This is a genomic window from Micromonospora sp. NBC_00389 (genome assembly GCF_036059255.1).
GTDB lineage: Bacteria > Actinomycetota > Actinomycetes > Mycobacteriales > Micromonosporaceae > Micromonospora.
The window spans coordinates 1,031,734-1,056,674 of the sequence record NZ_CP107947.1 but is presented as its reverse complement, the minus strand read 5'-3'; the positions used below and the strand labels follow the sequence as shown (position 1 = coordinate 1,056,674).

Here is a 24,941-nt window from a genome sequence, read left to right as displayed (position 1 = left end):
CCGTCCGCCGGTGGCCGCGCTCGCCCCGCCGGTGGCCGCGATCCGGGTGGCGGTCCGCCGCGCGCTGACCGGCCTGTCGTCCGGCGGGCCGGTACTGGTCGCCTGTTCCGGTGGCGCCGACTCACTCGCCTTGGCGGCGGCCACCGTGTTCGTGGCGCCCCGGCTGGGCCGCCCCGCCGGCCTGGTGACCGTCGACCACGGCCTGCAGGCCGGCTCGGCGCAGCGCGCCGAGGCGGTGGCCGCCTGGGCACGGGAGGCCGGGTTCGCGCCGGTGGTGGTGGTCCGGGTGGAGGTGGCCGGGCGCGTGGGCGGGCCCGAGGCCGCTGCGCGGGAGGCCCGCTACCAGGCGTTGACCGAGGTGGCCCGGCAGCACGGCGCCGTCGCGATTCTGACCGGGCACACCCGCGACGACCAGGCGGAGACCGTGCTGCTCGCACTCGCCCGGGGGGCGGGCCCGCGCGGGCTGGCCGGGATGCCCGCCCGGCGCGAGCTGGCCGGGGTGCCACTGCTGCGCCCACTGCTGATGGTCGGCCGGGACCAGACGCGCGCCGCGTGCGCCGTGCTCGGGCTCAGCGCGTGGGAGGACCCGCACAACACCGACCCGTCGTACGCCCGGTCCCGGGTACGGGCCGACGTGCTGCCAGCGCTGGTGCGGGCGCTCGGGCCGGGGGTGCTGGACAACCTCGCGCGTACCGCCCGGCTGGTGGCGTCCGACAACGCCGCACTCGACGAGTTGGCGGAGGCGGCACTGGCGGCGGCCCGGCATCCCGGGGGCGGGCTGCTGGTGCCGGAGCTGGTCGGCCTGACACCCGCGGTACGCGGCCGGGTGCTGCACGCCTGGGCGCGTGAGCTGGGCGCATCGCCGGGTGCCCTGTCGTACGGGCACGTCGCCGCGCTGGATGCCCTGGTCACCGAGTGGCACGGTCAGGGTCCAGCCGACCTGCCCGGTGGTGTCCGGGTGCTCCGCCGCGACGACCGGCTCACCCCCGGCTGAGGGCGGTGCGGCGGCCCGGAGTCTGGCCTGGCCGGTCTCAGCCGGGGGTGAGCCGGTCCCGGAAGGTGGTCCGGTAGCCGTGCGGGGTGGCGCCGACCCGGCGACTGAAGTGGTGGCGCAGCGCCGCCGCGTCGCTGAAGCCGGCCTGGTCGGCGACCGCCTCCACGCTCAGCGGCGTCTCCTCCAGCAGCCGCCGGGCGAGCAGCACCCGTTGGTTGGTGAGCCAGTCGTGCGGGGTGGTGCCGGTCTCCGCGCGGAACCGGCGGGCGAACGTACGCGGCGACATGCCAGCCCTGGCCGCCAGCTCGTCCACCGTGATCGTCCGGTCCAGGTGCCCCATCAGCCACTCCAGCACCGGCTCCAGGGTGGGCGCCTCGGGCGCCTTCGGGATGGGCGCCTCGATGTACTGCGACTGGCCGCCGTCGCGATGCGGCGGGACCACCATCCGCCGGGCCAGCCGGGTGGCGGTGGCCGAGTCGTGCTCCTGGCGGATCAGGTGCAGGCAGGCGTCGATGCCGGCCGCGGTGCCGGCGCTGGTGAGCAGCCGACCGTCCTGGACGTAGAGGGAGTTGCAGCGCACCCGGGCGCGGGGGTGTCGGCGTTGCAGCTCGTCCACGTACCGCCAGTGGGTGGTGCACTCCCGGTCGTCCAGCAGCCCGGCCGCGCCGAGCAGGAAGGCGCCCGAGCAGACGCTGAACAGGTGCGCGCCGCGCGCGTCGGCCCGGCGTAGCGCGTCGAGCACCGGGCCCGGGACGGTGGTGCCCTGGCTGTGCGCGGGTACGGCCACCAGGTCGGCGTCCTCCACCGGGCCGAGATCGGCGTGCGGGGTGAGGTGGAAGCCGGACGAGGTGCGTACCGGCGCGCCGTCCGGGCTGCACACGTGGAAGCGGTAGCCGGGGAAGCCGTCGGCCGTCCGGTCGGTGCCGAACACCTCGGCGAGCACGCCGAGCTCGAAGGGGGCGACCTGGTCGAGGGCGAGGACGGCGACGGAGCGAAGCATGTGACGAGGGTAACCCGAGAGGTGGCAGTAAATCGATGCCCAGTGGCATCGCTGCCACTGTCCGGTCGGCGCGAGTCGTCGCAGACTGGTCTCAGTCCGGTGCGCACCGGCGGCGAAACCGACAGCAACCATGCGAAAGTGAGCGCCGCCATGGAGTTCCTGCTCTTCCTCCTGTTCCTCGTCCTGCTCGTCGCCGCCTCGGCGGCCGGCCTCACCACCGACAGCCGCGATTCGGCCGACTGGAAGCCGAGCGACGACGGCCGCCGCTGGCAGTCGCGTACCAGCTGATGTGTTTAGTGGTTTTTGCGGCGAAAATCCCGGGCGGGACCGCGCCAAAAGGTGCGGCCCCGCCGACGGAGGCCATCCGACGTACGGCAGGCTAGGAGTCATGGCTGACGGCTCCTGGTACGACGCCGACATCGACCACGTGATCATCTCCGAGGCGCAGATCCGCGAGAAGACGGCGGAGCTGGCGAAGCAGGTCTCCGCCGACTACGCCCACGTGGACAACGGGCTGCTGCTGGTGTGCGTGCTCAAGGGCGCGGTGATGTTCATGGCGGACTTCTCCCGGGCGTTGGGCCGCAACGGGCCCCCGGCCGAGCTCGACTTCATGGCCATCTCCTCCTACGGCCAGGGCACCACCTCCTCCGGGGTGGTCCGCATCCTCAAGGACCTGGACCGGGACATCGCCGGCCGGCACGTGGTGGTCGTCGAGGACATCGTCGACTCCGGGCTGACGCTCTCCTGGCTGCTGCGCTACCTGGAGTCCCGCTCGGCGGCGAGCGTCGAGGTGGTCGCGCTGTTCCGCAAGCCGGACGCGGTCAAGGTGCCGGTCCCGGTGAAGTACGTCGGCTTCGACATCCCGACCGAGTTCGTGGTCGGGTACGGCCTGGACTTCGACGAGCGCTACCGGGAGCTGCCGTACGTCGGGGTGCTCAAGCCCGAGGTTTACGCCCGGACCTGACGCCGGCCCGGCCCCAGCCCTCACCGCGGGGCGGTGTGAGGCCAACTCGCATCGGCATTCGTCAAGCCGACGTTCAGCGCACTCTCAGCTCTTCCGGTTACCGTGGAGCCCGGTGGCGCGGAGGTTACTTCGCGCCCGGCCCCCTCGACCGCGTGACCGGGCGTTCGGGTGGCCGGGCAGGACTCTCCGCCACGCCGGCTTCTGCCCGGACCCGCCGTACGTTTTGGTGCGGGGCTGGCGAGCCTGCCCACGGTGCGCGCCGTCGATGGCGAACGTGCGCCGAGTGCGGGGCTCGCAAGCTCATCCCTCGCGTACACGGTGTACCGTCGAATGACCGCGGCGCGGCAGTTTTCGCGCTTCGGGGTCGAGGCCGGCCCGCACGGCGGCTCCGGCCGCCGCTCATCGCGGCGACACCATCAGACGGTCAGGACGTCGATCAGGAGGATGCGGGCGCTCCGGCGCTCGACAACAGTATGGAACGTACGCGTTTCTTCCGCCGACCGGTGGTCTGGATCATCCTGGTCATCCTCGGCGCCGTTGTGCTCAGTCAGCTGTTCACCGCTGGTCCCAGCTACCACCGCGTGGACACTTCCGTTGCGCTCGACCAGCTCCACACCGCCAAGATCAATAAAGTTGTCTTCCAGGACAAGGAGCAGACGCTCCAGCTCGACCTGGCCCAGAAGACGAAGTTCGGCGAGACCAACACCAACAAGATCGAGGCCCAGTTCCCGTACCAGGTGGGTGACGAGGTCTGGAACGAGGTGCTGGACGCCAAGGCGGCCAACCGGGTCACCGGCCCGGCCGACGCCAAGGTCTCGTCGGACAGCATCTGGGTGAGCCTGCTGGTCAACCTGCTGCCGATCGCGCTGCTCGTGCTCCTGCTGCTGTTCTTCATGTCGCAGATGCAGGGCGGCGGCTCCCGGGTGCTCAACTTCGGCAAGTCCAAGGCGAAGATGATCACCAAGGACACTCCGAAGACGACCTTCGCGGACGTCGCGGGTGCCGAGGAGGCTGTCGAGGAGCTGCACGAGATCAAGGACTTCCTGCAGAACCCGGCGAAGTACCAGGCCCTGGGTGCCAAGATCCCGAAGGGCGTTCTGCTGTTCGGCCCGCCCGGCACCGGCAAGACGCTGCTGGCCCGCGCGGTCGCCGGCGAGGCCGGGGTGCCGTTCTACTCCATCTCCGGCTCCGACTTCGTCGAGATGTTCGTCGGTGTCGGCGCCAGCCGGGTCCGTGACCTGTTCGAGCAGGCCAAGGCGAACGCCCCGGCGATCGTCTTCGTCGACGAGATCGACGCCGTCGGCCGACACCGTGGTGCCGGCATGGGCGGCGGTCACGACGAGCGCGAGCAGACGCTCAACCAGCTGCTCGTCGAGATGGACGGCTTCGACACCAAGGGCGGGGTCATCCTGATCGCGGCCACCAACCGTCCGGACATCCTCGACCCGGCGCTGCTGCGCCCGGGCCGGTTCGACCGGCAGATCCCGGTGGACGCCCCCGACATGGAGGGCCGCAAGGCCATCCTGCGGGTGCACGCCAAGGGCAAGCCGTTCACCCCCGACGTCGACCTCGACTCGGTGGCACGGCGTACCCCGGGCTTCAGCGGTGCCGACCTGGCCAACGTGATCAACGAGTCGGCCCTGCTCACCGCCCGCAAGGACCAGCGGGCGATCAGCAACGACTCGCTCGAAGAGTCGATCGACCGCGTGATCGCGGGTCCGCAGCGGCGGACCCGGGTGATGAGCGACCAGGAAAAGAAGATCACCGCGTACCACGAGGGTGGCCACGCGCTGGTCGCCTGGGCGCTGCCGCACGCCGCGCCGGTGCACAAGGTGACGATCCTGTCCCGTGGTCGTTCGCTGGGCCACACCCTGGTGCTCCCCACCGAGGACAAGTACACCCAGACCCGCGCCGAGATGATCGACACCCTGGCGTACGCGCTGGGCGGTCGGGCCGCCGAGGAGCTGGTCTTCCACGAGCCGACCACCGGTGCTGGCAACGACATCGAGAAGGCCACCCAACTGGCCCGCGCGATGATCACCCAGTACGGCATGAGCTCCAAGCTCGGTGCGATCAAGTACGGCACCAGCGGTGACGAGCCGTTCCTCGGCCGCAACATGGGCCACGAGCGGGACTACTCGGATTCGGTGGCCGCCGAGATCGACGGCGAGATGCGGGCGCTGGTCGAGCTGGCGCACGACGAGGCCTGGGAGATTCTGGTCGAGTACCGGGACGTCCTGGACAGCATCGTGCTCGAGCTGATCGAGAAGGAAACCCTCTCCACCGCCGACATGGCCCGGATCTGCTCGCGGGTGGTCAAGCGCCCGCCGCTGGCGCCGTACAACGGCTTCGGCAAGCGCCAGCCCTCCACCGAGCCGCCCGTGCTCACCCCGGCGGAGAAGGACGCGCTCAAGGCGCAGGCCCAGGCCGACGGCGCGCAGGCGGCGGTCGGCGGCGGTTCCGCCGGGTCGAACAACTCGGACGGTACGCACTGAGCAGCGACTCGACGGCCAGCTCCCCGAAACGGGAGCTGGCCGTCTCCGCGACCGAGCCCGACGGCGACGACGGGCTGGACTACGTGGCCGCCCGGCTGATCAGCGGCAAGCTGACCGGCCGGCCGGTCGAGGACGCGGTCGACCTGGGTCGGATCGAGAAGGCGGTCCGCGAGATCCTGATCGCGGTCGGCGAGGACCCGGACCGTGACGGGCTCCAGCAGACCCCGGCCCGGGTCGCCCGGGCGTACGCCGAGCTCTTCGCCGGCCTGCGCGTCGACCCGGCCCAGGTGCTCAGCACCACCTTCGAGGCCAACCACCAAGAGCTGGTGATCGTCCGCGACATCGACGTGATGAGCCTCTGTGAGCACCACCTGCTGCCGTTCCGTGGCAGCGCGCACATCGGCTACATCCCCGGCCCGGACGGACGGATCACCGGCCTGTCCAAGCTGGCCCGGCTGGTCGAGGTCTTCGCCCGCCGGCCGCAGGTGCAGGAGCGGCTCACCTCGCAGGTCGCCGACCTGCTGATGAACAAGCTCGCCCCACGTGGCGTCGTGGTCGTGCTGGAGTGCGAGCACATGTGCATGGCGATGCGGGGCATCCAGAAGTCGGGCGCCCAGACGATCACGTCGGCGGTGCGCGGCATCCTGCAGACGGACTCCAAGTCGCGGGCCGAGGCGATGGCGCTGATCATCCCCCGCTGACTCCGGACGCATCACCGGCCGGCCGACCCTTCCGGGGCGGCCGGCCGTTCCGTCTCCCAGATCGCCTAGTCCTCCCGGACCAGTCCGTCTTCCCGGCCCCGCTGGCGGGTCAGCCGGCCAGCAGGGCCAGCAACAGGCCGGCCGTGACCAGCACCGCCGGCACCAGGCAGACCAGCCCACCGAAGCGCACTGTGCGGTCCAGCCGCTCGCCGGGGCTGGCCCGGAACATCCGCCCGATCCCCACCCAACCGGCGACGAAGGCGACCGCCGGCATCGGCAGCCCACAGATCAACGCCGCCACAGTGGCCGCGCCAGTGCCGGTCGCCGCGTACACCATGACCTGAATCAGCGGCACCAGCAGCGCCAGCGGCAGGTACACCAGGAGGTTGCGGGCCCGAGCGGGCCAGGACCCCGGGCGGAGCCGGCCGCGTGCGGCCAGCGCCGCGTCCGCCGCCTCGGCCCGACCCCGCGCGGCTCGCAGCGCCGCTAGCACCGCCGCCGGGCCGCCGGCCATCGAGCGGGCGGCCTCGGTCAGCTCCGGTGGGGACGGCACAAGCGAGATCGCCGGTACGCCCAACTCACGCAGCCGCTCCTGCTGACTCGCCAGCCCGGTGCGGACCACCGTCAACTCCTCCCGGGCGGCCTCGGCCGAGCGGGCCTGCTCACCGGCGGCGGCGGCCGCGCTACGGCGTACCCCATCCAGCTGCCGGGCGGCCGCGAGGTACTCCGACCAGGCCGTGGCGGGCTCGGCGCCGGCCTCGCCTGCCTCGGCGGTCCGTTGCCACCCCGGCCCGGCCTCGCCTGCCTCGGCGGTCCGTTGCCGCCCCGGCCCGGTCACCGTCGCGTCCGGACCCATCCCGACACCTCCCGCGCGCACCACCGGATCACCCGGCCTCATCGGCGAACGGCACCAGGACCGTGCCCCGTTCATCCAGGCCATCCCAGAGCACCGCCCGGTCGGGGCGGGCCCGCCACTCCACCGGTCGACCGAAGACCGCGGTGAGCTGGGCCGCCGGCACGTCCAGTACGGCCACGGCGGCGAGCTTGTCCACCTCGCCGTCCGGCTCCAGCAGCGCGGCGAACGGCGGCACCGAACGCCACCAGCCCAGCAGGTGCCGACCCGCCGGCGGGCCGTCCCGCAGCAGTGCGCGCAGCCGGTCCACCGGCAGCTCCCGGGGACCCGGCCGGTCAAGCCCGAAGACCACCAGGTAGGTGGGGAGCTCCCCGTCCGCGTCCGTGAGCAGCGTCGGCAGGTCAACCATGGTGGCCGGATGCCGGGCGGCGAGCTCGGTGGTCAGCGCCTCCGCCAGCGGGCGGGCGCCCGGGTCCGGTGCCGCCACCAGGAACCGGGCGGTGCCCGGCTGATGGTGGTCGGCGGTGCTCCGGGCCGCCGTCGCCAGCAGGCCACCCGCCGCCGAGCCCGATCCCAGCACCGCGAGGTTGCGCCCGGCAGCCGGACCAAGTGGTACGGCGACCGTCGAACGGGCCACGTCCACCGCCCTGCCGAGCAGTGCGGCGGGCCCGTGTGCCTGCCCGGCCAACGCCGCCCGGTGTCGCGGATCGTTGCCGAGCAGCGGCCGGGCGTACCCGGCGAAGACCACCGGCGGCACCGACCCGGCGGGTCGGGCCGTCCACAACTCGTGCCGCAGCCGCTCCACCACCTCCGGGTGGTCCTGCGGGTCGGGGTGGCGGATCAGCCGTTCGTGACCGCGGGTCGCCCCTCGGGGGCCGCCGAGCCCACCCGCGGTGTTCACCACCGCGCTGCCCACCGGCAGGCCGGCCGCCGAGTCGTTGGTCGGTTCCAGCACCGGGCTGCCGCCGGGCAGCGCCACCCGCACCGGGAACTGCCCCAGCACCGAGTCCCGGTGCCTGGCGTCCGCGCGGCCACTCAGCCCCAACTCGCCCGCGCCGGCCAGCACCAGGTGGACGCCGTACGCCCGGCCGGTGCGGGCCAACCCGTCCAGCTGAGCGGCCATCTCCGTGGCCAGCCGGTCCCGCTCGGCGAAGAGCAGCGGCACATTGTCCAGCACACAGACGATCCGGGGCAGCGGCCGATGCTGGCGCAACTCCGCGAAGCGTTGCCCACCGGCCCGGCCGCCAGCGTCCGCCCGGCGCTGCACCTCGGCCGTCAACTGGTCGAGCAGGTCCCGGACGTACTCCCGGTCGGCGGCCATCGCGGCCGCCCGCACCTGCGGAATCCAGGAGCGGTCCCGCTCGGTCTGGAGAAACTCCACGAAGGACTCGCCATCGCCGAGATCCACCAGGTAGAGCGCCAGGTCGTCGGGGCCGTACCGGGCCGCCAGCCCGAGCAGCGCGGTGGTCAGGAACGCGGCGCGACCCACTCCGGAACGGCCGCTCACCAGCCAGTGCGGGGTCAGCTCGGTGAAGCCCAGCGGCACCTGCCGGCCCCCGGCGTCACCGACCGTGGTGGTCAACCCGCCCGTCGGATCCGACACCCAGAGCTGCTCACCCGTCGCCGGTAGCAGATCCGCGAGGGCCAACCGCGAGCCCGCCTCCACCTGCGCGGCGAGCCGCCGGCAGACCGCGTCCACCACGTCGGCCGGTGGGTCCGCCTCGACGAAGACCGGCGAGTTCAGCCCGCCCGGCGGATCGGTGCCGGGGCTGGCGAAGGATGCTCCCGGTGGATCGGCGAGCAGCGCGTACGCGTTGCGCAACACCAGCGGAGTGGCGTGCGGTAGTGGTGGACGGGCCGCGTACGGGCCAGCGGGAGGCCAGCCGGCCACCACCAGGTGCAGCCCGGCGGCCGGCCCCTGCTCGGCCAGCGCCTCGATCCGTGCCAGGTCGGTCGAGCCGGTGCGCTCCGGCAGCGCGGCGACCACCAGCAGCAGCGTCCGGTCGTGTCGACGTGGCCCGCTCGCCCCCGGGGTGACCCACTGCTCCGCCTCGGTCAGCACCGCGCGCAGACCGGCCACGTCCACCGCTGGCGGCGGCAGCAGGCCGGCATCGGCCAGCGCCCCGAACGGGGTGAGCACGGCACCGGTGGCGTCCACCGCGCGTACCAGCAGGGCACCCGCCGGCGCCGCGCCCAGCGACCGCAGCAGCACGGCCCGCAGCAGCCCCGCCACCCGCGGCTCCCGGGCGTCGGTGTCCACGCACAGGTGACCGGTGCCGAACAGCGGCACCAGCGCGGGGAAACGGGCGTCGTCCAGCGGTGCCGCCGTGCCGACCCGAACGAAGGGCGGAGGGCCGTCACCGGCCGGAAAATCCACGGTGAGCGAGTCCAGGGCGGCTCCCGACCAGCCCGGAGCCAGCCGCGCCGCCACCACCCGCAGCCGGTCCGCCACCTCGTACTGGCGGCGCTGGTCGGCCGGAGCAGGTCGGGTCTCGTCGAGGATGCCGGCGGCGGCGGTCGCGACGGCCGCCGCCCGGCGGTGCAGGGCTGCGGCGCGGTTCGTGCGTGCCTTCGGACCGGCCACCGCATCCACCCCCTCTGCCCGAGGTTGGCAACCCCTCTCCGATCAGAGACGGTATCCCAGCCGGGGCCGCTGCTCCGGGAGGTGCCGCGGCGGTGCGCCGGTGTTGTCGGGGATGTCACCAGTGGGGAGGGGTCCGTCACGATCCGCTGGATCTGAGGCATTGGCTCCGGGCCGTCCAGCCGTTAGCTTCAGGAGGTGGAATCAGTGCAGCCCCCCGCCGGTTCCCAGGTCTCCCGCGTACCGGCCCAGCGGACGCCGTCCGAGCAGCTGCCGCCGGCCCCGGTCGCGCCGGCGCCTCAGCCGCCACGCCGCCGGATGCGGACCGTGCTCACCGTGGTCGCCGGGGTGCTCGCTCTGCTCACCATCGGCGCTGTCATCACCGGTTACGTGCTGTACGACCGCGCCTCCGCCCCGGACCGCAGCGCCCCGGACGTGGTGGTGGACAACTACCTACGTGCGTTCCTTGTGGATCGCAACGACACGAGAGCCGACCTCTTCACCTGTCAGAGCGGGGTGCAGTTGGAGGCGCTCCGTTTGCTGCGAGCCGATCTACTCGCGCGTGAAGAGCGGTTTGGGGTCACCATCTCGGTTAGTTGGGGAAGCCTTGACGTTCAGAAGCAGGGCAACTCCGCTGCTGTCCAGGTCACCTTGACTATTTCTGCCCTCGTGGACGGGATCAACCAGAGTGACCGACAGCCCTGGCAGTTCGACACTCGGCTAGATGACGGTTGGCGGGTCTGTGGCGGGACGCGAGCTGGCTGACGTCACTCGATCCACAAGAGATGGACCGGAACCTCCAGGGTGGTCGGTGACTGGCCACGCCAGGCCCAGCGGTACCACTCCACCTCGGGCGTGATCCGGACACAGATGTCCCCCTCGGCGCCCGAGTAGGTCTCGGTGACGGCGCGAAGGTCGCGGTGCTCCACGGCGTCCTCGACGTGTACCACCCGACGCCCGGTGACCGCGTCCGCCTCGAAGACCGGGGTGGGGGACCGGTGGGCCGGGCCGTCGAGCGAGACCAGCCGGATGCCGGTGCCTTGACTGGCGTCCGGGTCGGTCCGCTCGCCGACCGTCTCCACCCAGACCCGATCCACCGGTACCAGTGGTGCGAACACCTCGACCTGCTCAGCCTCGGCCCGGTACCACTCGTGCTCAGGGATCACCGGGACGTAGGTCCGGGCTCCCTGGACCACCCGGTCGTCCGCGCGCAGGTCACCCCGCCAGCCCAGCCCCGGCAGCCCGACCAGAACCCGCCGTCCGCGCAGGTCCACCCGCTCGGTGGCGGGCACGATCGCCAGTGGTCGGGGTGGCCGGGGCGCCCAGTCAGGCTGGTCGGCGAACGGATCCGGCAGGGGGCCGCTCATGCCTTCGGTGACCTCATGCCGGGCGGCGCAGCGGGGCACCCCGCCCGCGCATGAACTGGTTCGGGTCGATAGCGCCACGGCTGGTCCGGTCGTTGCGTAGGTGCACCTCGAAGTGCAGGTGCGGACCGGAGGAGTTGCCGCTGCTGCCCACTTGGCCGATCACCTCGCCGGCCGCCACGATCTGATTGGGCTGCACGCGGGGCTGGACCACCATGTGGCAGTACCGCGTGATGTAGCCGCCGGCGTGCAGCAGGTCGACGAACCAGCCGCAGCCGCCCTTGCCGGGGTACCCATCCACGTCGCAGTCGAGCCGGCCCCTGTCGTCCGGGTCGCACTGGGAGACCAGTACCCGACCAGCGGCAGCAGCCCGGATCTCGGTGCCCTTGGCTGCCCCGATGTCGACCCCGTTGTGGCCGGGCCGCTGGGCGGTCCGGAAGCCGGAGCCGACCCCACCAGGGATCGGGGCGGTCCAGCCGGAGGCGGCGATCTGACCGCGTTCGGCCGCGTCGCACACCGCCTTGCCGTTGATTTCGATGGTGCGGGCCGCGCCGCCGGACAGCGCGTTCACGATCCGGCTGGCCAGCTCCTCGTGCTTGGCGTAGGCGTCCGGATAGGCGCTGATCTGGACCTGCTGCGCGACTGCGGTCAGCGGTCGACGTTGCCAGCCCCGTACCCCGACGAGCTTCTCGTAGAACTTGCGGGCCGTGTACGCGGGGGTCATCCGCTCGGCGACCGTGCCCCACCCCGGCCGCTGCTGGAACAGGCCCAGCGAGTCGTGGTCTGCGCCGACGCCCTCGTGCGGCAGGGCCAGGGACTCCGGCACGCCGCTGTTCGCCAGGTTGCGCAGGCCGGACTCCTGCATCGCGGTGGCAAGGGCGATCACCCATCCCCGCGAGGGCACGCCCATGTCCTGGCCGACCTTGATGATGATCGCTGCGTTACGGACCTGGGCGTCGCCGTACTCGGTGAACCGTGGCAGCCTGCCGGTGATGTCCACGGGCCGGACGGGACCGCAGTCCTCGTTGGCCAGCGTGTCCCCGTCCTCCGCGTCGCCGCTGAGCCCACTGAGGAAGAAGGCCGCGGTCCCACCGGTACAGCAGAGCAGGAGCAGCACCCCGGTCAGCACCGAAGCGACAACGCCGAGCCGTAGCGGTCGGCGGAGGGCGGCGGAGCCGCTGCCGTCGTTCATGGGCGCTCCCAGTCCAAAACGTCGACCAGCCAACCGCCGTCCGCGGCGATCAGTTCCAGTCGGAGCCGACCGGTGTCGAGGGGCAGCAGCACCTCGACGAACGTCTCGGTGCGCGACTGCACCGCGGGCGGTCCGGTGACCTCCTCGGCCGGAACTCCGCCGGGCTCGGCGCCGGCCAGCTTCTCGGTCAGCGCCGGAGTGGAGAGCGGACGCAGGCCGGTCTGCCACTGCTCCGCGGTCATACCGGGGCGGCCGAGCCAGGCAGCGGCAAACCGGTCGGCGGTCTGTTCGGGCGTGCGGTCGCCGGGCCGGGTGACCGGTGACGGCGGAGCGTCGGTGGAGATCGCACCGTCGTCACCCGCCGCGGGATCAACGGTGGTGATCGGCCGGTTCGGTCGGCTGCTCAATCCATCCGTCGGATCGCCGGGGCCGGAGACCAGCCGGGCCGCCCCGACCACGCCGAGGACGAGCACCGCGATGACCAGCGCCACCCCCAGCCGGGACCGCAGCGCGCGGGTGGCCAGAAACTCCAGAGCACGTCGCATCACCGTCACCGCGCCTCTGAGCGCACCCGGGGGCCGGGGCGGTCCGGTGCACGATCGGCGGAGCCCGGTCGGTAGACCACGAATGACGGGTTCTCGGCCGGAACGTCCGGCTCGGTCCAGGTTGCCGGCTGCCGGCGACGGGGCTGAGGCGCGACCGGACGGCTCCGGCCACCGGTCTCCTCCGCTGGCGCCTCGTCCGCGCGCTCCTTACCGTCCGGGCGCCCGGCGCCGGTGCGCTGGCCGTCGGCCGGACGGGTCGGCACGGAGCCCGGGTCTTCCTGCCGCGCCTCCGGGCGCAGCGAGGTCCGCTCGGCGACCGGCGACTGACGGCGTCCACCCACCGGCTCCGCCGTGCCACCGGGCTCTGCCACGTCCAGCCGCGCCGCCGTCCGCATGTCCCGGAAGAACCGACGGTGCCAGGACCCGGCCGAGCTGACCGCCTCGCTGCTGTCCTTGCCGCCGAGCTGGGTGATCCGTCGGTAGGGCCGCAGCAGCAGCCAGCCGACCACCCCGCAGAGCCAGACCAGCACCACCTGGAGCCAGCCGGGCAGGGTCGGCGTACTCATGATCAAGTCGACCGCGAACAGGTAGATGGCCGCCCCGGTGCCGAAGATGGCGATGTTGAAGACTGCGGCGACCACGGCGTTCGCCAGCCGCCGCAACCCGGCACTGGCCGGGCGGAGCAGGCCGACGGTGCCGAGAATGGGCGCCGCGATCACCGCCCACCGGAAGATCAGGAAGCCGAGCAGGACCAGCAGCGACGCGGTCAGGTCGAACATGGCGAAGAGCAGCGACGCCAGCACCGCGATGAAGCCGGCACCGACCCGGTCCATGTCCCGCACCCCCTGGAGGTACTCGTACGCCTCCGGGTCCTCGGTCTGGATTTGCTGCGCCACCCGCGCCCACTGCTGCTGCTTGGCCTTGATGGTCGCGTCCCGGGTGGCCGGGTTGGCGCGCAGCTTCTCCGCCTCCTCCCAGGAGAGCGCCTTGGCGTCGTAGAGCGCCGGACCGTACTTGCGGGCGGTCTCGCTGTCGGCCGAGCCGAGCACGCCACGTAGCCAGTTCCGGTAGAGCATCGCCTCAGCGGCCGTGTCACTGGCCCGCACGGCAGGCGGCCGCTTGTCGACACAGGCGTCTGGATTCGGCAAGGCACAACGGTCCGGTGGGGTGTCCCGGGCCGCCGGACCGACGGCGTCGTGCACCACGCCCAGCGTCGTGATCAGCGTGCCGTCCGCGATGTTCGCCGACTTGACCGGCCAGGCGGCAAGCGCAGTGACCGCGACCATGACCAGCAGAGCCCAGCCCGCGGTAGTCATGGCGTTGCTCATGTCCGACTGGCGGGAGCGCCAGAGCAGGTAGAGCCCCACCACGCAGAGCGTGACGATGCCGAAGACGCTGAACACCTTCTGGTAGACGGCCTTGGTCGCCTGCTCGACCAGGGGATCGGCCCAGCCCCACATCGAGCGCGGGTCCCAGGCGCGCTCCCGCAGCGCGTTCGAGGCGCCGACGATCGCGGTGGCGATCATGAATTCGCCGTTCGCGACTGTCGTGGTGAATTTGTAATCCGGATGCAGAACCGACGATGCGCACCCGCCCGGGATGTCGTAGGTCGGATAGCTGTAGCCGGCGTAGCCGTAGTCGCTGTAGAGCCCCTTCGGACCGGGCTGCTTGGCGGAGTCCGGCCGGCCGGCGAACCAGCCGGCGAGCCCGGAGTCCGGCGTTCCAGGGGTCGGCGCGTTGCGGCAGGTGATCTCGGTTTCGCTGACCTCCTTGAGCTTCGCCACGCAGGCCCGGAAGTCCGCCTGCCACTCCGGGGTCGTGCAGAGGTCGGCGCGGGCCTGGGCGGCCGGCGGGGCGGCGGCTGCCGCCTCCGCACCGATCAGCGGCCAGGTGAGGGAGGCCCCGGCCAGTACGCCGAGGGCGAGCAGGAACGCTGCGATCCGTGCCCGGGCCCTCGCCATGTCACGCCTCCAGATCCGGCAGGGGGATGCTCGGCAGCACTCCGGCCGCTGCGGCGATCGCGGCGGGCGTCGTGTCGAGGTGGTCCAGCAGCCCGTCGACGTACGAGACGTCGACCCGGACCTTCTGCACCCGCCCGTCGACGTCCCGCATCACGAACTCGCGGAAGCCGAGCCGGTTGGACGAGCTGGTGTCGGCGGCGGAGAGCGAGGCCAGGGTGGCTTCGTACCCGTCGTTGACCGGCACCCGCAGCAGGCGTAGCGCTTCGGAGGCGATCTCGGCGTCCTCGGCGATCCGGCCGACGAAGACGGTGGAGACGAGGTTCTGGACGTCGAGGCCGAGGATGTCGCGCGGGTTCTGCGAGGCGACCAGCGCGGCCAGGTTCCACTTGCGGGAGTCCCGGGCGAGTCGGACCAGGAACGAACGCCCGGACCGCCAGCCCTCCATGAAGTGCGCCTCGTCCAGGCCGACCAGCTTGCGGGAGGACATCGACCCGCCGTAGCAGCGGCGGACGGCGAGCCGGTGCGCGGTGTGCAGCATCGGCAGGGCGAGCGACTCCTCGGCGGACCAGTACTCCCGTTCGATCTTGAGGTCGGGCAGCCGCAGTCCGGCCATGGTGATCACCGTGAGCGCCGCGTCGGCGCCGAGCAGCCCTTCCGGCGGCCGGCCGAAGAAGAGCATGGCCAGCGGCATCTCGGCGGTGTCCAGCAGCAGGTTGGCCAGTTCCTTGCCGGCGTCGTCGTCGAGCCGCCCGAGACAGCTCACCACGTCGTCCATGGTGGAGGTCTCCTCGGCGGGGACCTGGCGGACCGCATGCCGGAAGAGGGTGGCGGTGGACGCCTCCCGGGCCACCTGAGGCGGCACGAGCATCATGCAGATGTCCTGGACCAGCATCCGCCGCTCGGCCCGCGCGTTGGAGACCGCGATCTCGAACTCCCGGTCACCGGCGGCCCCGGCCCCGAACTCGCTGCGCAGCGGCGTCGGGATGAGCGAGTACGGCGCCAGGGTGCCGTGCTCCGAGCCGGTCAGGTTCAACACCCGGGAGTACGGCCGCAGCTCGGGCATGGCGCAGAGCCGGGCCAGCGGCCCGGACGGGTCGAGCAGGGTCACCTGGACACCCCGCCGGGCGGCGAGATAGCCAAGTGCGCCCAGCAGGGTCGACTTGCCACCGCCCGGCTCGGCCACGAAGACCGCGAGCCCGGAGCGTTCCCGGACCTCCATGGGGAAGTGCAGGTCGAGGAAGACCGGACGGCGGCAGGTGCCCGCGGTCCGGCCGATCAGGTCGCCCCGCCGGTCGCCCACGTTGGAGGCGGCCTGGGGGAGCGCAGCGGCGAGCAGCGGGACCGGCATCCGGCGGACGTAACCGGTGTTGGCGATCGGCTCGCCGGGGATGAACTCGCGGGCCAGCCAGTCCTGGTTCTTCGGGTGCTGGAGCGAGATGCGCAGCTCCCGGGAGTAGAGCTGGATGAGCCGACGGGCCCGCTCCAGGCATTCCTCCCGGGTGCGGCCGCCGACCGCGATGCGGTGCCAGCCGTGCGCGCGGGCCGAGTCGACCGGCAGCCCGGTGGTCATCTCGTCGCCGATCACCAGCGCGCGCTTGGCCAGCCGCTCCAACTCTGGCGGCGCGTCGATGCCGTGTTCGGCGTAGTCGAGCTGCTGGGAACGGATCATGCGGAGCCGGTGTTCGAGATTGCGGAACGAGTCGTTGGAACCGAGGATGTCGACCCGGGTGGAGATCTCCATCGGCCAGGGCAGCCGCTCGTGGAAGTGCAGCCAGGGCTCGTGCCGTTCCGGGATCTCCAGGGGTTCCATCCGACCGACGGCGAGTACGGCCACGTGCCGTTCCTCGCCGGTCATCCGGTTGACCAGCTTCACCGTCGAGCCGTACGGGGTGCGGTAGCGCTCGACCTGTTCGGTCATGGCGAGCAGGTCGCCGCGCTCCCAGCGCCCGTCGGTCACCGGGGAGAGCCGGCCCGGCGGTGCCATGCACAGCGCCACCGAGCGGTAGAGCAGCCACTCCAGCTCCTGTGCGGTGACGCGTCGGCCGCGCATGCCGAACGCGCCGAGCACCTCGTCGAACTGCTCGACGGTGCGGCCCAGCTTGCGGCGTTCGCCGTCGGCGGTGCCGCGACCGAAGGTGCGTAGCAACCGCTCGGTGAGCGAGTCGCCGAGCGACCGGCGGGCGAAGGTGACGCCGAGGTAGGTCTGCCCCTCGGCGTGGTTGACCGCCATCAGGTGCCGCTGGGCGGCGACCAGGTGGTCGGCCCAGCCGGCGGTGCCGGGCACGTCGGGCAGCGGTGCCGAGGTGTGCGCGTCGATGGTCCGCGCCCACTCGTCGGCGGGGAACGGACGGGTGGTGCGGCGCAGGTGCAGCCGGAAGCCGGCCAGGCCGGCGTACTGCTCGGAGATCGCCGACAGCAGCGCCTCGCGTTCGGCGTCCGGCCGGAAGGCCCAGCGCACCTCGGGCAGCCAGTACCAGGCGGTGACGGTGTTCGGGGTGAACGTCAGGTGGCCGGCGATCTCGGTGATGGCCAGCTCGACCGACGGGTCGCGGTCCCCGAACTTGATCTTCGGCGCGCGGACCCGGGCCGGCTGGGCAGGCCGGCTCGCAGCGCGCTGGCGGGGTGCGGCGATCTCCCGCCCGGTCGGCTCGGCACCGACCGGCGTGGGCAGGGCCGAGCCGGTCCGGGCGGCGCGGCGCGGCGCGCGCTCCAGGGCCGGCCGATCCGCCGGCCCGGCGCTGACCGACCCAGTCGGTGCCGGCGGCCGGTCCTCCGGCGCGGTGCTGGCCGGCGGCCAGGTCGCCGGACCGCTGGTCGACGACGCGGAGGTGCCCGCGGTAGCCGGGTTGGGCTCGGTCGGGGGGTGGAGCATCGGCAGCCGGTCGCTGGCCTGGTGCGGCACCCGGGACTCGATGGCGGGCTTGCCGGCCCCGCGCCGCGACTCGACAGGCCGCCCGCCGCTGGCGGGCTCGACAGCCCGCCCGCCGCGAGCGGGGTCGTCGGGTGTCCACCGTGGTTCCGGTTGGGGTGCCCGATCCGGTACCCGCTGGGCCGGATGGGTCGGCGTGGCGGCGGGCGGCTGTTGCGGGATCGCCGGCTGCTCCCGGGTGGCCGGGCCGGCCGGCGCGGCTCGCGCCGTGCCCGGCCGGGACGCGCCGAAGAGGTCCAGGAACGGGGAGTCGATGTCGGCGTTCTCGCCGGCCGACACCGCGCTGGGCTCGGCGGGCGGTGTCCGGCGGGGCACCGGCCGGGGGGCCTGGAAGACGCCGACCGCGCCGTGCCCGGGCGAGGTCACCAGCGCGGGATCGAGCGCCACCTCATCCTCGGATTCGGCGTAGTCAAATGACTGCGCACGGTGACCTCCCGGTACGGCCGGACGGCCGGCCGGGGGACCCGGCGTGGAAGAGCGACTCATGCGACCGCCTCACCCGCGTCGTGCGACGGACCGATCGGCGTACGCCCGGTCATGCCAGCTCCTCCCGGATCCTGATCCGGCTGCCGACCAGGCGCGGGTCGCGCTGCTCGATCGCCGGCTCCCGGGTACGTCGCCAGTCGGTCAGCGCGGTGCGGATGACAACCCGCGCCGGCCGATCCGGGTCGACGTGCCGGAAGATGAACGACGTGGTCACGATGGCGAGCGCGATCTCCCAGGCCGGGAAGAGCTCGACCGTCAGCGTGAACAGCCAGTGGATGAACATGTAGAGGGGGACGAGCAGCATGAAGAGCCCGTACTGGGCGTACGGCAGGTGGACCGGAAGGGTGTAGCCGGGCGGCCCGAGGTAGACCAGGCGGGCCCGGTAGATGTCGTCGTCGGTGCGCAGCCGCATCTGGTGACCGCGCCTATTCGAAGATCAGGTCGATCAGGTAATCGCCGACGAAGAAGAGTGTGGCCGCGCCGGCGATGAAGGCCAGCCCGACGATGGCGATCGCGGAGCTGGTCAGCACCTTGGAGATCTCGCCCCGGCTGGCTCGGCCGATGAAGATGACGCCCAGGACGGCCAGCAGGATTGGCGCGATCTTGCTGGCGAAGAAGGTGACCACACCGTTGGTGTCGATCCCCTTCGGTGCCGGCTCGGCGAGTGGAGCCGACGCCAGGGTGGAGAGCGCGTGGGCGACGCCGGACGACGCCGTCTCCATGAGCTCGAAGGCGATCACTGGAACCTCCCCATATCGCGGCCGGCGGGTGCCGCGGCGGTGCAATAGGCAAGCCTGGCGGGAAATGTGCTCCGCAGGGCGCAGCGTTCTCGACCCTGCGTTCGTTACTCACCACGGAGAGTGGCGAGCTTTGGGCGGTTTTTCCCCGCTTCGGCCCTCCCTCCAGGCTTCGCCATCTCGATGCTGGCCGATTCCAAAGCGTACGGGCCGCCCCGGATTGCGACAAGCCGCGACGGGACTACCAGATACTGCCCGGACGACCGATCGTACACCTGTTCCAATCCGCACGTCAGGAGTGGTGGGGCGGCGGCCGACCCGGGTCGGAGGGCACCGCCGCCGCGACCGGTACCGTCTAGCCGTGACCGATCTGGTACGGGCCCCGGGCCCGGTGGTGATGGGCGTCCTCAACGTCACGCCGGACTCCTTCTCCGACGGCGGACGGTACGCCGACCTCGATGCGGCCGTCGGACATGGCGTCCGTCTGCGCGACGCAGGGGCGCACCTGGTCGACGTCGGCGGCGAGTCGACCCGCCCGGGCGCGGAGCGGATCGACGCCGGGACCGAGGCCGACCGGGTGCTACCGGTCATCCGCGAGCTGACCGCCGCTGGCGTGCGGGTCAGCATCGACACCAGCCGGGCCCGGGTGGCCGAGGCCGCGCTGGGCGCTGGCGCGGCGGTGGTCAACGATGTCTCCGGTGGGCTGGCCGACCCGAACATGGCCCGGGTGGTCCGCGACGCGGGCTGCCCCTGGGTGCTGATGCACTGGCGTGGCCACTCCCGGCAGATGCGCGAGCTGGCCAGCTACACCGACGTGGTGGCCGACGTCCGGGCCGAGCTGGCCCAGCGGGTCGACGCGGCGCTGGCCGCCGGGGTGGCCGCCGACCGCATCGTCATCGACCCCGGCCTCGGCTTCGCCAAGACGGCCGCGCACAACTGGGAGCTCAGCGCCCGCCTGCCGGAGTTGCTGGATCTCGGGTACCCGCTGCTCTTCGGTGCCAGCCGCAAGTCCTACCTGGGCCGGCTGCTCGCCGCCCCGGACGACACGCCGCGACCCACCGCGCAGAGGGAGGCGGCCACCGTCGCCACCAGCGTGCTGGCGGTCGCGGCGGGCGCCTGGGGGGTACGCGTGCACGACGTGCGGGCCACCGCCGACGCGCTCGCCGTCTGGGCCGCCACCGGACGCCCGCACCTGGCCACCACGCGGGTCGGTCACGGGCGGCCCGAATGACCGGCCCACGTCGGGCGCGCCGGTGCACTGCCGGACGCGCCGGCCCACGTCAGGCGCCCCCGACAGGCGCAGGACCGACCGGTCGGGTGGCCGGTCGGCGAGAGAGGAAGCGATGACCGACCGGATTCAGCTGACCGGCCTGCGGGCCCGTGGCCGGCACGGGGTGTACAACTTCGAACGTGTCCAGGGGCAGGACTTCGTGGTCGACGCGATCCTCGAGTTGGACCTCGCCCCGGCCGCCGCCAGCGACGACGTCACCGCCACCGTCCACTACGGCGAGTTGGCCGAACGCCTGGTCGCGGTGGTGACCGGTGAGCCGGTGAACCTGATCGAGACCCTCGCGGACCGGCTGCTCGCGGTCTGCCTGGCCGACGAGCGGGTCGCCACCGCCACGATCACGGTGCACAAGCCGGAGGCGCCGGTGCCGCACACCTTCACCGACGTGGCCGTCACCATGACCCGGGCGCGTGCCCGGTGACCCGGGCCGTGCTCTCGCTCGGCAGCAACCTGGGCGACCGGCTGGGCCATCTCCGGACGGCCGTCGCCACGCTCGGCGACGCTGTGCTGGTGCTCTCCGGCGTGTACGAGACTCCACCGTGGGGGGACGAGGACCAGCCCGCGTACCTCAACGCGGTGCTGCTGGCCCAGGACGACGCCGCCGCCCCGCGCGACTGGCTGGAGCGGGCCCGGGCCGCGGAGCGCGCGGCTGGCCGGGTCCGTGACCCACAGCGGCGGTTCGGGCCGCGCACCCTCGACGTGGACGTGATCGCGGTCTGGGGCGACGACGACGAGCCGGTGCTCAGCGACGACCCCGAGCTGACCCTGCCACACCCCCGGGCACACCTGCGCGCCTTCGTGCTGCGACCGTGGATCGACATCCAGCCGTACGGACGGCTGCCCGGTCACGGCTGGCTGACCGACCTGCTCACCGCCGGCCCCGCGGCGGAGCACGCGCTGGATCTGCGTCCGCGGCCGGAGTTGGCGTTAGAGTCGACGGCATGACCGAGCGGAGCCGGCCGGCATGACGCAGGCGAAGTCCCCACCACCGGGCGGGCCGGGCCCGGACCGGTCGCGGATGGGCCCCACCCGGATCTCCACCCTGGTCGTGGCCGCCCTGGCCGCGGCGGCGGTGGCCTGGCTGCTGATCAGCACCCTCTACTACAGCGGCATCCCCCGGCTGCCCTGGCTGCCGGTGGTGACACTGGCCGGGCTCGCCGTGCTGGAGGGGTACGCCGCAATCAACACCCGAGGTCGGATCGAGCGCAAGCCCGGCCGGGAGCCGGTCAACCCGCTGCTGGTGGCCCGGTTCTTGGTGCTGGCCAAGGCGTCGGCGCTGGCCGCGGCCATCTTCGCCGGCTTCTACGCCGGGCTCACCGGCTGGCTCTTCGTCGAGACCACCCAGGCTGCCGTGGAGGATCGGCCGGCCGCCGGAGGTGGCCTGCTCGCCTCGCTGGCGCTGGTCGGTGCCGCGCTCTGGCTGGAGCGCTCCTGCCGGGTGCCGGAGCGCCCGGACGACGAGCGCGACGCCGACCAGCGGGAGAGCCGCCCCGGCCAGCGCTGAGCAGAGGGGTTACGCCCGGCTCCGGGCGCGGGTACGGTGCCTGCGACCGGAGAGCAACGGCCGCCCCCGGTCCGTCCGCGCGCCGGACCAGGGAGGGCCGGCCAGCGGGGAGGCGGCGTCATGACGTACGAAGAAACGGGCCGGGACCGGTCGGTGGAGCCCTCATCCGGGGTCCCCGCCACCGTTCTGGAGAACGTCTTCGACGACCCCACTCACGGTGAGCCCGGTCGGGACCGGGTGGGCGTGCACGTGGTCTGGGAGATCCTGCTGCTGGCCGCTCTCGCCGCCCTGGGCTGGCTGCTCTGGCGGGCCGACCCGGCGGCGCTGCGCGGCACCGGCCTGCGCACGCTGCTGGTCGACGCGGTCGGGCTGGGGCTGCTCGCCCTCGCCGCCGGGCTGAGCCTGCGTACCGCCGCCCCGAACCTGGCGGTCGGGCCGATCGCGCTCGCCGCCGCACTGCACTACGCGGAGCAGGGCGACCAGGGCCTGCGCGACTCCGTCGGCCCGGCCATCGCGGTCGCCGCGCTGGGCGGGCTGGCGCTGGCGCTGGCCGTGGTGGTGCTGCACGTGCCGGGCTGGGCGGCCAGCCTGGCCGGCGCGGCCGGCGTGATGGTGTTCATCGAACGCCGGTCGGCGCCCGTGCTGGTGCAGGGCGACTACGACCCGGGGCGTACCGCCGGCTACCTCTTCGCCGGGTTCGCCGCAGTGGCGATCCTCGGCGGGCTGTTCGGGGGGATCCGGGCGATCCGTCGGCTGGTCGGCCGGAACCGGCCGGTCGCCGATCCGGCCCGTCGCCGGGGTGCGGTGGCCGCCGTGGTCACCGCGGTCGCGCTGGTCGGCTCCACGGTGCTGGCCGCGCTCGCCGGCGTGCTGCTCGCCGCCAACGGCCCCGGGTCGGTCACGCCCACCCCCGGGCTGGACTGGACCGTGCTGGCGATCGGGATGGCCCTGCTGGGCGGCACCAGCGCGTTCGGCCGCCGGGGTGGGGTGTTCGGGACCCTGCTGGCGGTGGGCCTGGTCACGACCTTCCAGGCGTACGCGCGGGCACGCGACTGGACGGTGGACACCTGGACGGTCGGCGGCGTGGCGATCGGCGTCGGGCTGCTGGTCACCCGGCTGGTCGAGACGTTCGGGCGGCCCCGGCCGGGCAGCACCGACCGGCCGGAGCCGGTCGGTGACGGCACGATCAGCACGGGCTGGAACGTGCCGCTGTCGCAGCCGGTCGACAACTGGCCCCCCACGCTGCCGACGCCGGCTGCGCCCCAACAGGCCGATCCGTGGCGGGACCCGCGCTGGGAGGACAGCCCGCGCCGGTGGGACGATGGCCGATGAGCCGTGCCGCGTCCGCCGAGCCGGAGCTGATCTCGACGGTTAGGCTCGGCGGCATGACCGACACACCTGCCGCCACCCCCGGCGGATCCTCGTTCGAGGAGCTCGACGCGCTGTCCACCGAGGAGTTGCGGGAGCGGGCGTTCGCCCGGGCCCGGGAGCACCGCGACGTGGGGTTCTTCTGGTCGGTGCTGCGGCACCTGCCGAACGCGGACGAGGCGACGGTCCTGGACGGCGCACCGAACTCGATCGGCCCGACCATCGACGAGGCCTCCGCGCTGTGGCGGGAGCTGACCGGTCATGGCTATGAGGAGTCGGCACCACTGCTGCGGGCCGCCTTCATCGACTACCTGCAGAAGCACTGAGCCGGTCGGGGCAGCCCAGGTCCGCCCGGCCGGCTGGCTCGGGCCCTGGGCGGATCATGGCACTCTTCCACCGCTCCGGCCCGGTCAGCCGCTACGGGACGGCCGCCGGCACCGGGGCGCTCGCCGTGCTGCTGCTGGTCGGCATCTGCGGCAGCCCGGCGTACACCGGGTGGGCCGGCACCCAGACCGACCCGGAGTCGGGCGTCGCCTACTACCTGCGAGTGCTCGCCTGGCCGGCCTGGCGGCTGGACGCGGACGGCCAGGCCGGCGGGTTGTTCGCCGCCGACCTGCGGGCCGTGCTGCTGGTGGTCCTCGCGGTGGCCCTGCTGTACCTGCTGCCCGCCGCCCAGGTGGCCCGGGTGCCCGGTCCGGTCAGCCAGTTCTTCTCCGGCTGGGCCGCGTACGTGCTGGCCGGGGGGCTCGCCGCCGTGCTGGCGGCGCTGCTCGGCCCGGACCCGTCGCTGCTGGGGGCGTTGCAGGACGCCAGCGCCGGCGCCGGCTACGGCTTCCTCTCCGGCTGGATCATCGGCACCGCCAGCCTCGGCGGCCGGGCGTGACCAGACCGGCTGTGCTGGCCTGATCCGATCGGCGCGCTCGGACGGACACCGGCGAGACCGCCCGTTCGAACGGGCGGGTCGGCGCCCGGTCAGCCCGTCGAGCGGCCGAGGTCGAGGAGACGCTGTCGGCTGAGCGCGCCCACCGGTCGGCCGTCGTCGGTCACCAGGAGCCGGTCCCGTCCCGAGGTGAGCAGCACCGCCAGCGCGTCGTACGCGGAGCCGTCCAGCGGCACGGTCGGCAGGTCGGCTGGGGCGTCGCCGGGCACCGGGTCCAGCGACTCCCGGTCGAGTGGGGTGACCGCCAACCGGCGGATGCCCCGGTCGGCCCCGACGAACTCGCGTACGAACGGGGTGGCGGGCTCGCCGAGCAGGGCCGCCGGCGTGTCGTACTGCTCCAGGTGCCCGCCCTCGGAGAGCACGGCGATCCGGTCGCCGAGCCGGACCGCCTCGTCGAGGTCGTGGGTGACCAGCACGATCGTCTTGCGGACCTCGGCCTGGAGGCGGAGGAACTCCTCCTGGAGGCGGGCCCGGACGATCGGGTCGACGGCCGAGAACGGCTCGTCCATCAGCAGCACCACCGGGTCGGCGGCGAGCGCGCGGGCCACCCCGACCCGCTGCCGCTGGCCACCCGACAGCTCGTGCGGGTAGCGGCGACCGAACTGGGCCGGGTCCAGCCCGACCAGGTCAAGCAGTTCCTCGACGCGGGCCCGGGTCCGGTCCCGCGACCAGCCGAGCAGCCCGGGAACGGTGGCCACGTTCGCCCGGACCGTCTGATGTGGAAAGAGCCCGACGTTCTGGATCACGTAGCCGATCCGACGGCGCAGCCGCACCGGGTCGACGTCGGTGACGTCCTCGTCACCGAGCATGATCCGGCCGGCGGTCGGTTCGATCAGACGGTTGATCATGCGGAGCACGGTCGACTTGCCGCAGCCGGACGGTCCGATCAACACCACCAACTCGCCGGCTTTGACCTCCAGGCTCAGCTCCCGGACGGCCTCGGTGCCGTTCGGGTAGCGCTTCTGGATGCCCTGCAGGGAGATCGACGCCGCGCGAGGGGACTCGGCCAGGCCGGCGGCCTCCGGGGTAACGTCCACGT

General features: G+C 73.2%; 24 protein-coding genes. 13 read left to right on the top strand and 11 right to left on the bottom strand.

Features of this window, described 5'->3' with window-relative positions:
* Positions 1-10: 10 nt before the first annotated feature.
* Positions 11-994 (top strand): tRNA lysidine(34) synthetase TilS, encoded by a 984-nt coding sequence (gene tilS, locus OG470_RS05045; RefSeq protein ID WP_328421255.1) that lies wholly within the window; start codon positions 11-13, stop codon positions 992-994.
* 37 nt (positions 995-1,031) lie between these two features.
* Here the strand turns inward: tilS and OG470_RS05040 are convergent, their stop codons facing one another.
* Positions 1,032-1,994, bottom strand: coding sequence for a GlxA family transcriptional regulator (locus tag OG470_RS05040; protein ID WP_328421253.1), 963 nt, complete (start codon positions 1,992-1,994; stop codon positions 1,032-1,034).
* Positions 1,995-2,132: 138 nt separating this feature from the next.
* Here OG470_RS05040 and OG470_RS05035 point away from each other — a divergent pair, with 138 nt between their 5' ends.
* The 4 genes from OG470_RS05035 to folE all read left to right on the top strand — a co-directional run bounded on the left by OG470_RS05035 (position 2,133) and on the right by folE (position 6,154).
* Positions 2,133-2,282 carry a hypothetical protein gene (locus OG470_RS05035; protein WP_328426871.1) on the top strand — a complete coding sequence of 50 codons (150 nt, stop codon included), beginning with the start codon at positions 2,133-2,135 and terminating at the stop codon, positions 2,280-2,282.
* Positions 2,283-2,382: 100 nt separating this feature from the next.
* The gene (gene hpt, locus OG470_RS05030) at positions 2,383-2,958 is read left to right on the top strand and encodes a hypoxanthine phosphoribosyltransferase (protein WP_328421251.1); all 576 of its coding nucleotides are present in this window, start codon (positions 2,383-2,385) and stop codon (positions 2,956-2,958) included.
* A gap of 473 nt (positions 2,959-3,431) precedes the next feature.
* Positions 3,432-5,453: an ATP-dependent zinc metalloprotease FtsH gene (gene ftsH, locus OG470_RS05025; protein WP_328421249.1), complete on the top strand. Its 2,022-nt coding sequence runs from the start codon at positions 3,432-3,434 to the stop codon at positions 5,451-5,453.
* A 35-nt stretch (positions 5,454-5,488) separates the two neighbouring features.
* Positions 5,489-6,154, top strand: a complete 666-nt coding sequence (gene folE / locus OG470_RS05020; RefSeq protein ID WP_328426138.1) for a GTP cyclohydrolase I FolE — start codon at positions 5,489-5,491, stop codon at positions 6,152-6,154.
* A 109-nt stretch (positions 6,155-6,263) separates the two neighbouring features.
* Here folE and OG470_RS05015 read toward each other — a convergent pair whose 3' ends face one another.
* Both OG470_RS05015 and OG470_RS05010 read right to left on the bottom strand, forming a co-directional pair.
* On the bottom strand, positions 6,264-7,010 hold the full coding sequence (locus tag OG470_RS05015; RefSeq protein WP_328421247.1) for a hypothetical protein: 747 nt from the start codon (positions 7,008-7,010) through the stop codon (positions 6,264-6,266).
* Between the two features lie 28 nt (positions 7,011-7,038).
* Positions 7,039-9,600, bottom strand: coding sequence for an FtsK/SpoIIIE domain-containing protein (locus OG470_RS05010; protein ID WP_328421245.1), 2,562 nt, complete (start codon positions 9,598-9,600; stop codon positions 7,039-7,041).
* Positions 9,601-9,795: 195 nt separating this feature from the next.
* On the opposite strand from OG470_RS05010, the gene OG470_RS05005 reads away from it, so the two are divergent.
* Positions 9,796-10,353, top strand: coding sequence for a hypothetical protein (locus tag OG470_RS05005; protein WP_328421243.1), 558 nt, complete (start codon positions 9,796-9,798; stop codon positions 10,351-10,353).
* A gap of 2 nt (positions 10,354-10,355) precedes the next feature.
* Here OG470_RS05005 and OG470_RS05000 read toward each other — a convergent pair whose 3' ends face one another.
* From OG470_RS05000 to OG470_RS04970, 7 genes are read right to left on the bottom strand one after another with little or no spacing between them, the layout of a single operon-like run.
* Positions 10,356-10,955, bottom strand: coding sequence for a hypothetical protein (locus OG470_RS05000; protein WP_328421241.1), 600 nt, complete (start codon positions 10,953-10,955; stop codon positions 10,356-10,358).
* Between the two features lie 13 nt (positions 10,956-10,968).
* Positions 10,969-12,144 (bottom strand): M23 family metallopeptidase, encoded by a 1,176-nt coding sequence (locus OG470_RS04995; RefSeq protein WP_328421239.1) that lies wholly within the window; start codon positions 12,142-12,144, stop codon positions 10,969-10,971.
* Positions 12,141-12,698: a hypothetical protein gene (locus tag OG470_RS04990; RefSeq protein WP_328421237.1), complete on the bottom strand. Its 558-nt coding sequence runs from the start codon at positions 12,696-12,698 to the stop codon at positions 12,141-12,143. The genes OG470_RS04995 and OG470_RS04990 overlap by 4 nt, the downstream gene beginning before the upstream one ends.
* Positions 12,695-14,650 carry an MFS transporter gene (locus OG470_RS04985; RefSeq protein WP_328421235.1) on the bottom strand — a complete coding sequence of 652 codons (1,956 nt, stop codon included), beginning with the start codon at positions 14,648-14,650 and terminating at the stop codon, positions 12,695-12,697. Before OG470_RS04985 ends, OG470_RS04990 begins: the two co-directional genes overlap by 4 nt.
* Before the next feature lies 1 nt (position 14,651).
* On the bottom strand, positions 14,652-18,065 hold the full coding sequence (locus tag OG470_RS04980; RefSeq protein ID WP_328421233.1) for an ATP-binding protein: 3,414 nt from the start codon (positions 18,063-18,065) through the stop codon (positions 14,652-14,654).
* 49 nt (positions 18,066-18,114) lie between these two features.
* Positions 18,115-18,477 (bottom strand): hypothetical protein, encoded by a 363-nt coding sequence (locus OG470_RS04975; protein ID WP_007466101.1) that lies wholly within the window; start codon positions 18,475-18,477, stop codon positions 18,115-18,117.
* A 13-nt stretch (positions 18,478-18,490) separates the two neighbouring features.
* Entirely contained in the window at positions 18,491-18,805 is a 315-nt protein-coding gene (locus OG470_RS04970) for a hypothetical protein (RefSeq protein ID WP_053654780.1), read from the bottom strand.
* Between the two features lie 358 nt (positions 18,806-19,163).
* On the opposite strand from OG470_RS04970, the gene folP reads away from it, so the two are divergent.
* From folP to OG470_RS04935, 7 genes are all read left to right on the top strand, one after another.
* The gene (gene folP, locus OG470_RS04965; protein WP_328421228.1) at positions 19,164-20,033 is read left to right on the top strand and encodes a dihydropteroate synthase; all 870 of its coding nucleotides are present in this window, start codon (positions 19,164-19,166) and stop codon (positions 20,031-20,033) included.
* A gap of 112 nt (positions 20,034-20,145) precedes the next feature.
* Entirely contained in the window at positions 20,146-20,511 is a 366-nt protein-coding gene (gene folB, locus OG470_RS04960; RefSeq protein ID WP_328421226.1) for a dihydroneopterin aldolase, read from the top strand.
* On the top strand, positions 20,508-21,035 hold the full coding sequence (gene folK / locus OG470_RS04955; RefSeq protein ID WP_328421224.1) for a 2-amino-4-hydroxy-6-hydroxymethyldihydropteridine diphosphokinase: 528 nt from the start codon (positions 20,508-20,510) through the stop codon (positions 21,033-21,035). Before folB ends, folK begins: the two co-directional genes overlap by 4 nt.
* Positions 21,036-21,054: 19 nt before the next feature.
* Positions 21,055-21,594, top strand: coding sequence for a DUF3180 domain-containing protein (locus tag OG470_RS04950; protein ID WP_328421222.1), 540 nt, complete (start codon positions 21,055-21,057; stop codon positions 21,592-21,594).
* A 120-nt stretch (positions 21,595-21,714) separates the two neighbouring features.
* Positions 21,715-22,926: an ABC transporter permease gene (locus tag OG470_RS04945; RefSeq protein WP_328421220.1), complete on the top strand. Its 1,212-nt coding sequence runs from the start codon at positions 21,715-21,717 to the stop codon at positions 22,924-22,926.
* Between the two features lie 53 nt (positions 22,927-22,979).
* Positions 22,980-23,288: a hypothetical protein gene (locus OG470_RS04940; RefSeq protein WP_328421218.1), complete on the top strand. Its 309-nt coding sequence runs from the start codon at positions 22,980-22,982 to the stop codon at positions 23,286-23,288.
* A 56-nt stretch (positions 23,289-23,344) separates the two neighbouring features.
* Positions 23,345-23,845 carry a hypothetical protein gene (locus OG470_RS04935; RefSeq protein ID WP_328421216.1) on the top strand — a complete coding sequence of 167 codons (501 nt, stop codon included), beginning with the start codon at positions 23,345-23,347 and terminating at the stop codon, positions 23,843-23,845.
* Between the two features lie 89 nt (positions 23,846-23,934).
* Here the strand turns inward: OG470_RS04935 and OG470_RS04930 are convergent, their stop codons facing one another.
* Positions 23,935-24,939 (bottom strand): ABC transporter ATP-binding protein, encoded by a 1,005-nt coding sequence (locus OG470_RS04930; RefSeq protein WP_328421214.1) that lies wholly within the window; start codon positions 24,937-24,939, stop codon positions 23,935-23,937.
* Between the last annotated feature and the right edge of the window lie 2 nt (positions 24,940-24,941).

Excerpts from the sequence above, each read along its gene's own strand:
- OG470_RS05040 (WP_328421253.1), bottom strand. The coding sequence starts at position 1,994 with ATGCTTCGCTCCGTCGCCGTCCTCGCCCTCGACCAGGTCGCCCCCTTC.
- hpt (WP_328421251.1), top strand. The coding sequence starts at position 2,383 with ATGGCTGACGGCTCCTGGTACGACGCCGACATCGACCACGTGATCATC.
- ftsH (WP_328421249.1), top strand. The coding sequence starts at position 3,432 with ATGGAACGTACGCGTTTCTTCCGCCGACCGGTGGTCTGGATCATCCTG.
- OG470_RS05015 (WP_328421247.1), bottom strand. The coding sequence starts at position 7,010 with ATGGGTCCGGACGCGACGGTGACCGGGCCGGGGCGGCAACGGACCGCC.
- OG470_RS05000 (WP_328421241.1), bottom strand. The coding sequence starts at position 10,955 with ATGAGCGGCCCCCTGCCGGATCCGTTCGCCGACCAGCCTGACTGGGCG.
- OG470_RS04995 (WP_328421239.1), bottom strand. The coding sequence starts at position 12,144 with ATGAACGACGGCAGCGGCTCCGCCGCCCTCCGCCGACCGCTACGGCTC.
- OG470_RS04985 (WP_328421235.1), bottom strand. The coding sequence starts at position 14,650 with ATGGCGAGGGCCCGGGCACGGATCGCAGCGTTCCTGCTCGCCCTCGGC.
- OG470_RS04980 (WP_328421233.1), bottom strand. The coding sequence starts at position 18,065 with ATGAGTCGCTCTTCCACGCCGGGTCCCCCGGCCGGCCGTCCGGCCGTA.
- OG470_RS04975 (WP_007466101.1), bottom strand. The coding sequence starts at position 18,477 with ATGCGGCTGCGCACCGACGACGACATCTACCGGGCCCGCCTGGTCTAC.
- folB (WP_328421226.1), top strand. The coding sequence starts at position 20,146 with ATGACCGACCGGATTCAGCTGACCGGCCTGCGGGCCCGTGGCCGGCAC.
- OG470_RS04950 (WP_328421222.1), top strand. The coding sequence starts at position 21,055 with ATGACGCAGGCGAAGTCCCCACCACCGGGCGGGCCGGGCCCGGACCGG.
- OG470_RS04945 (WP_328421220.1), top strand. The coding sequence starts at position 21,715 with ATGACGTACGAAGAAACGGGCCGGGACCGGTCGGTGGAGCCCTCATCC.
- OG470_RS04940 (WP_328421218.1), top strand. The coding sequence starts at position 22,980 with ATGACCGACACACCTGCCGCCACCCCCGGCGGATCCTCGTTCGAGGAG.
- OG470_RS04935 (WP_328421216.1), top strand. The coding sequence starts at position 23,345 with ATGGCACTCTTCCACCGCTCCGGCCCGGTCAGCCGCTACGGGACGGCC.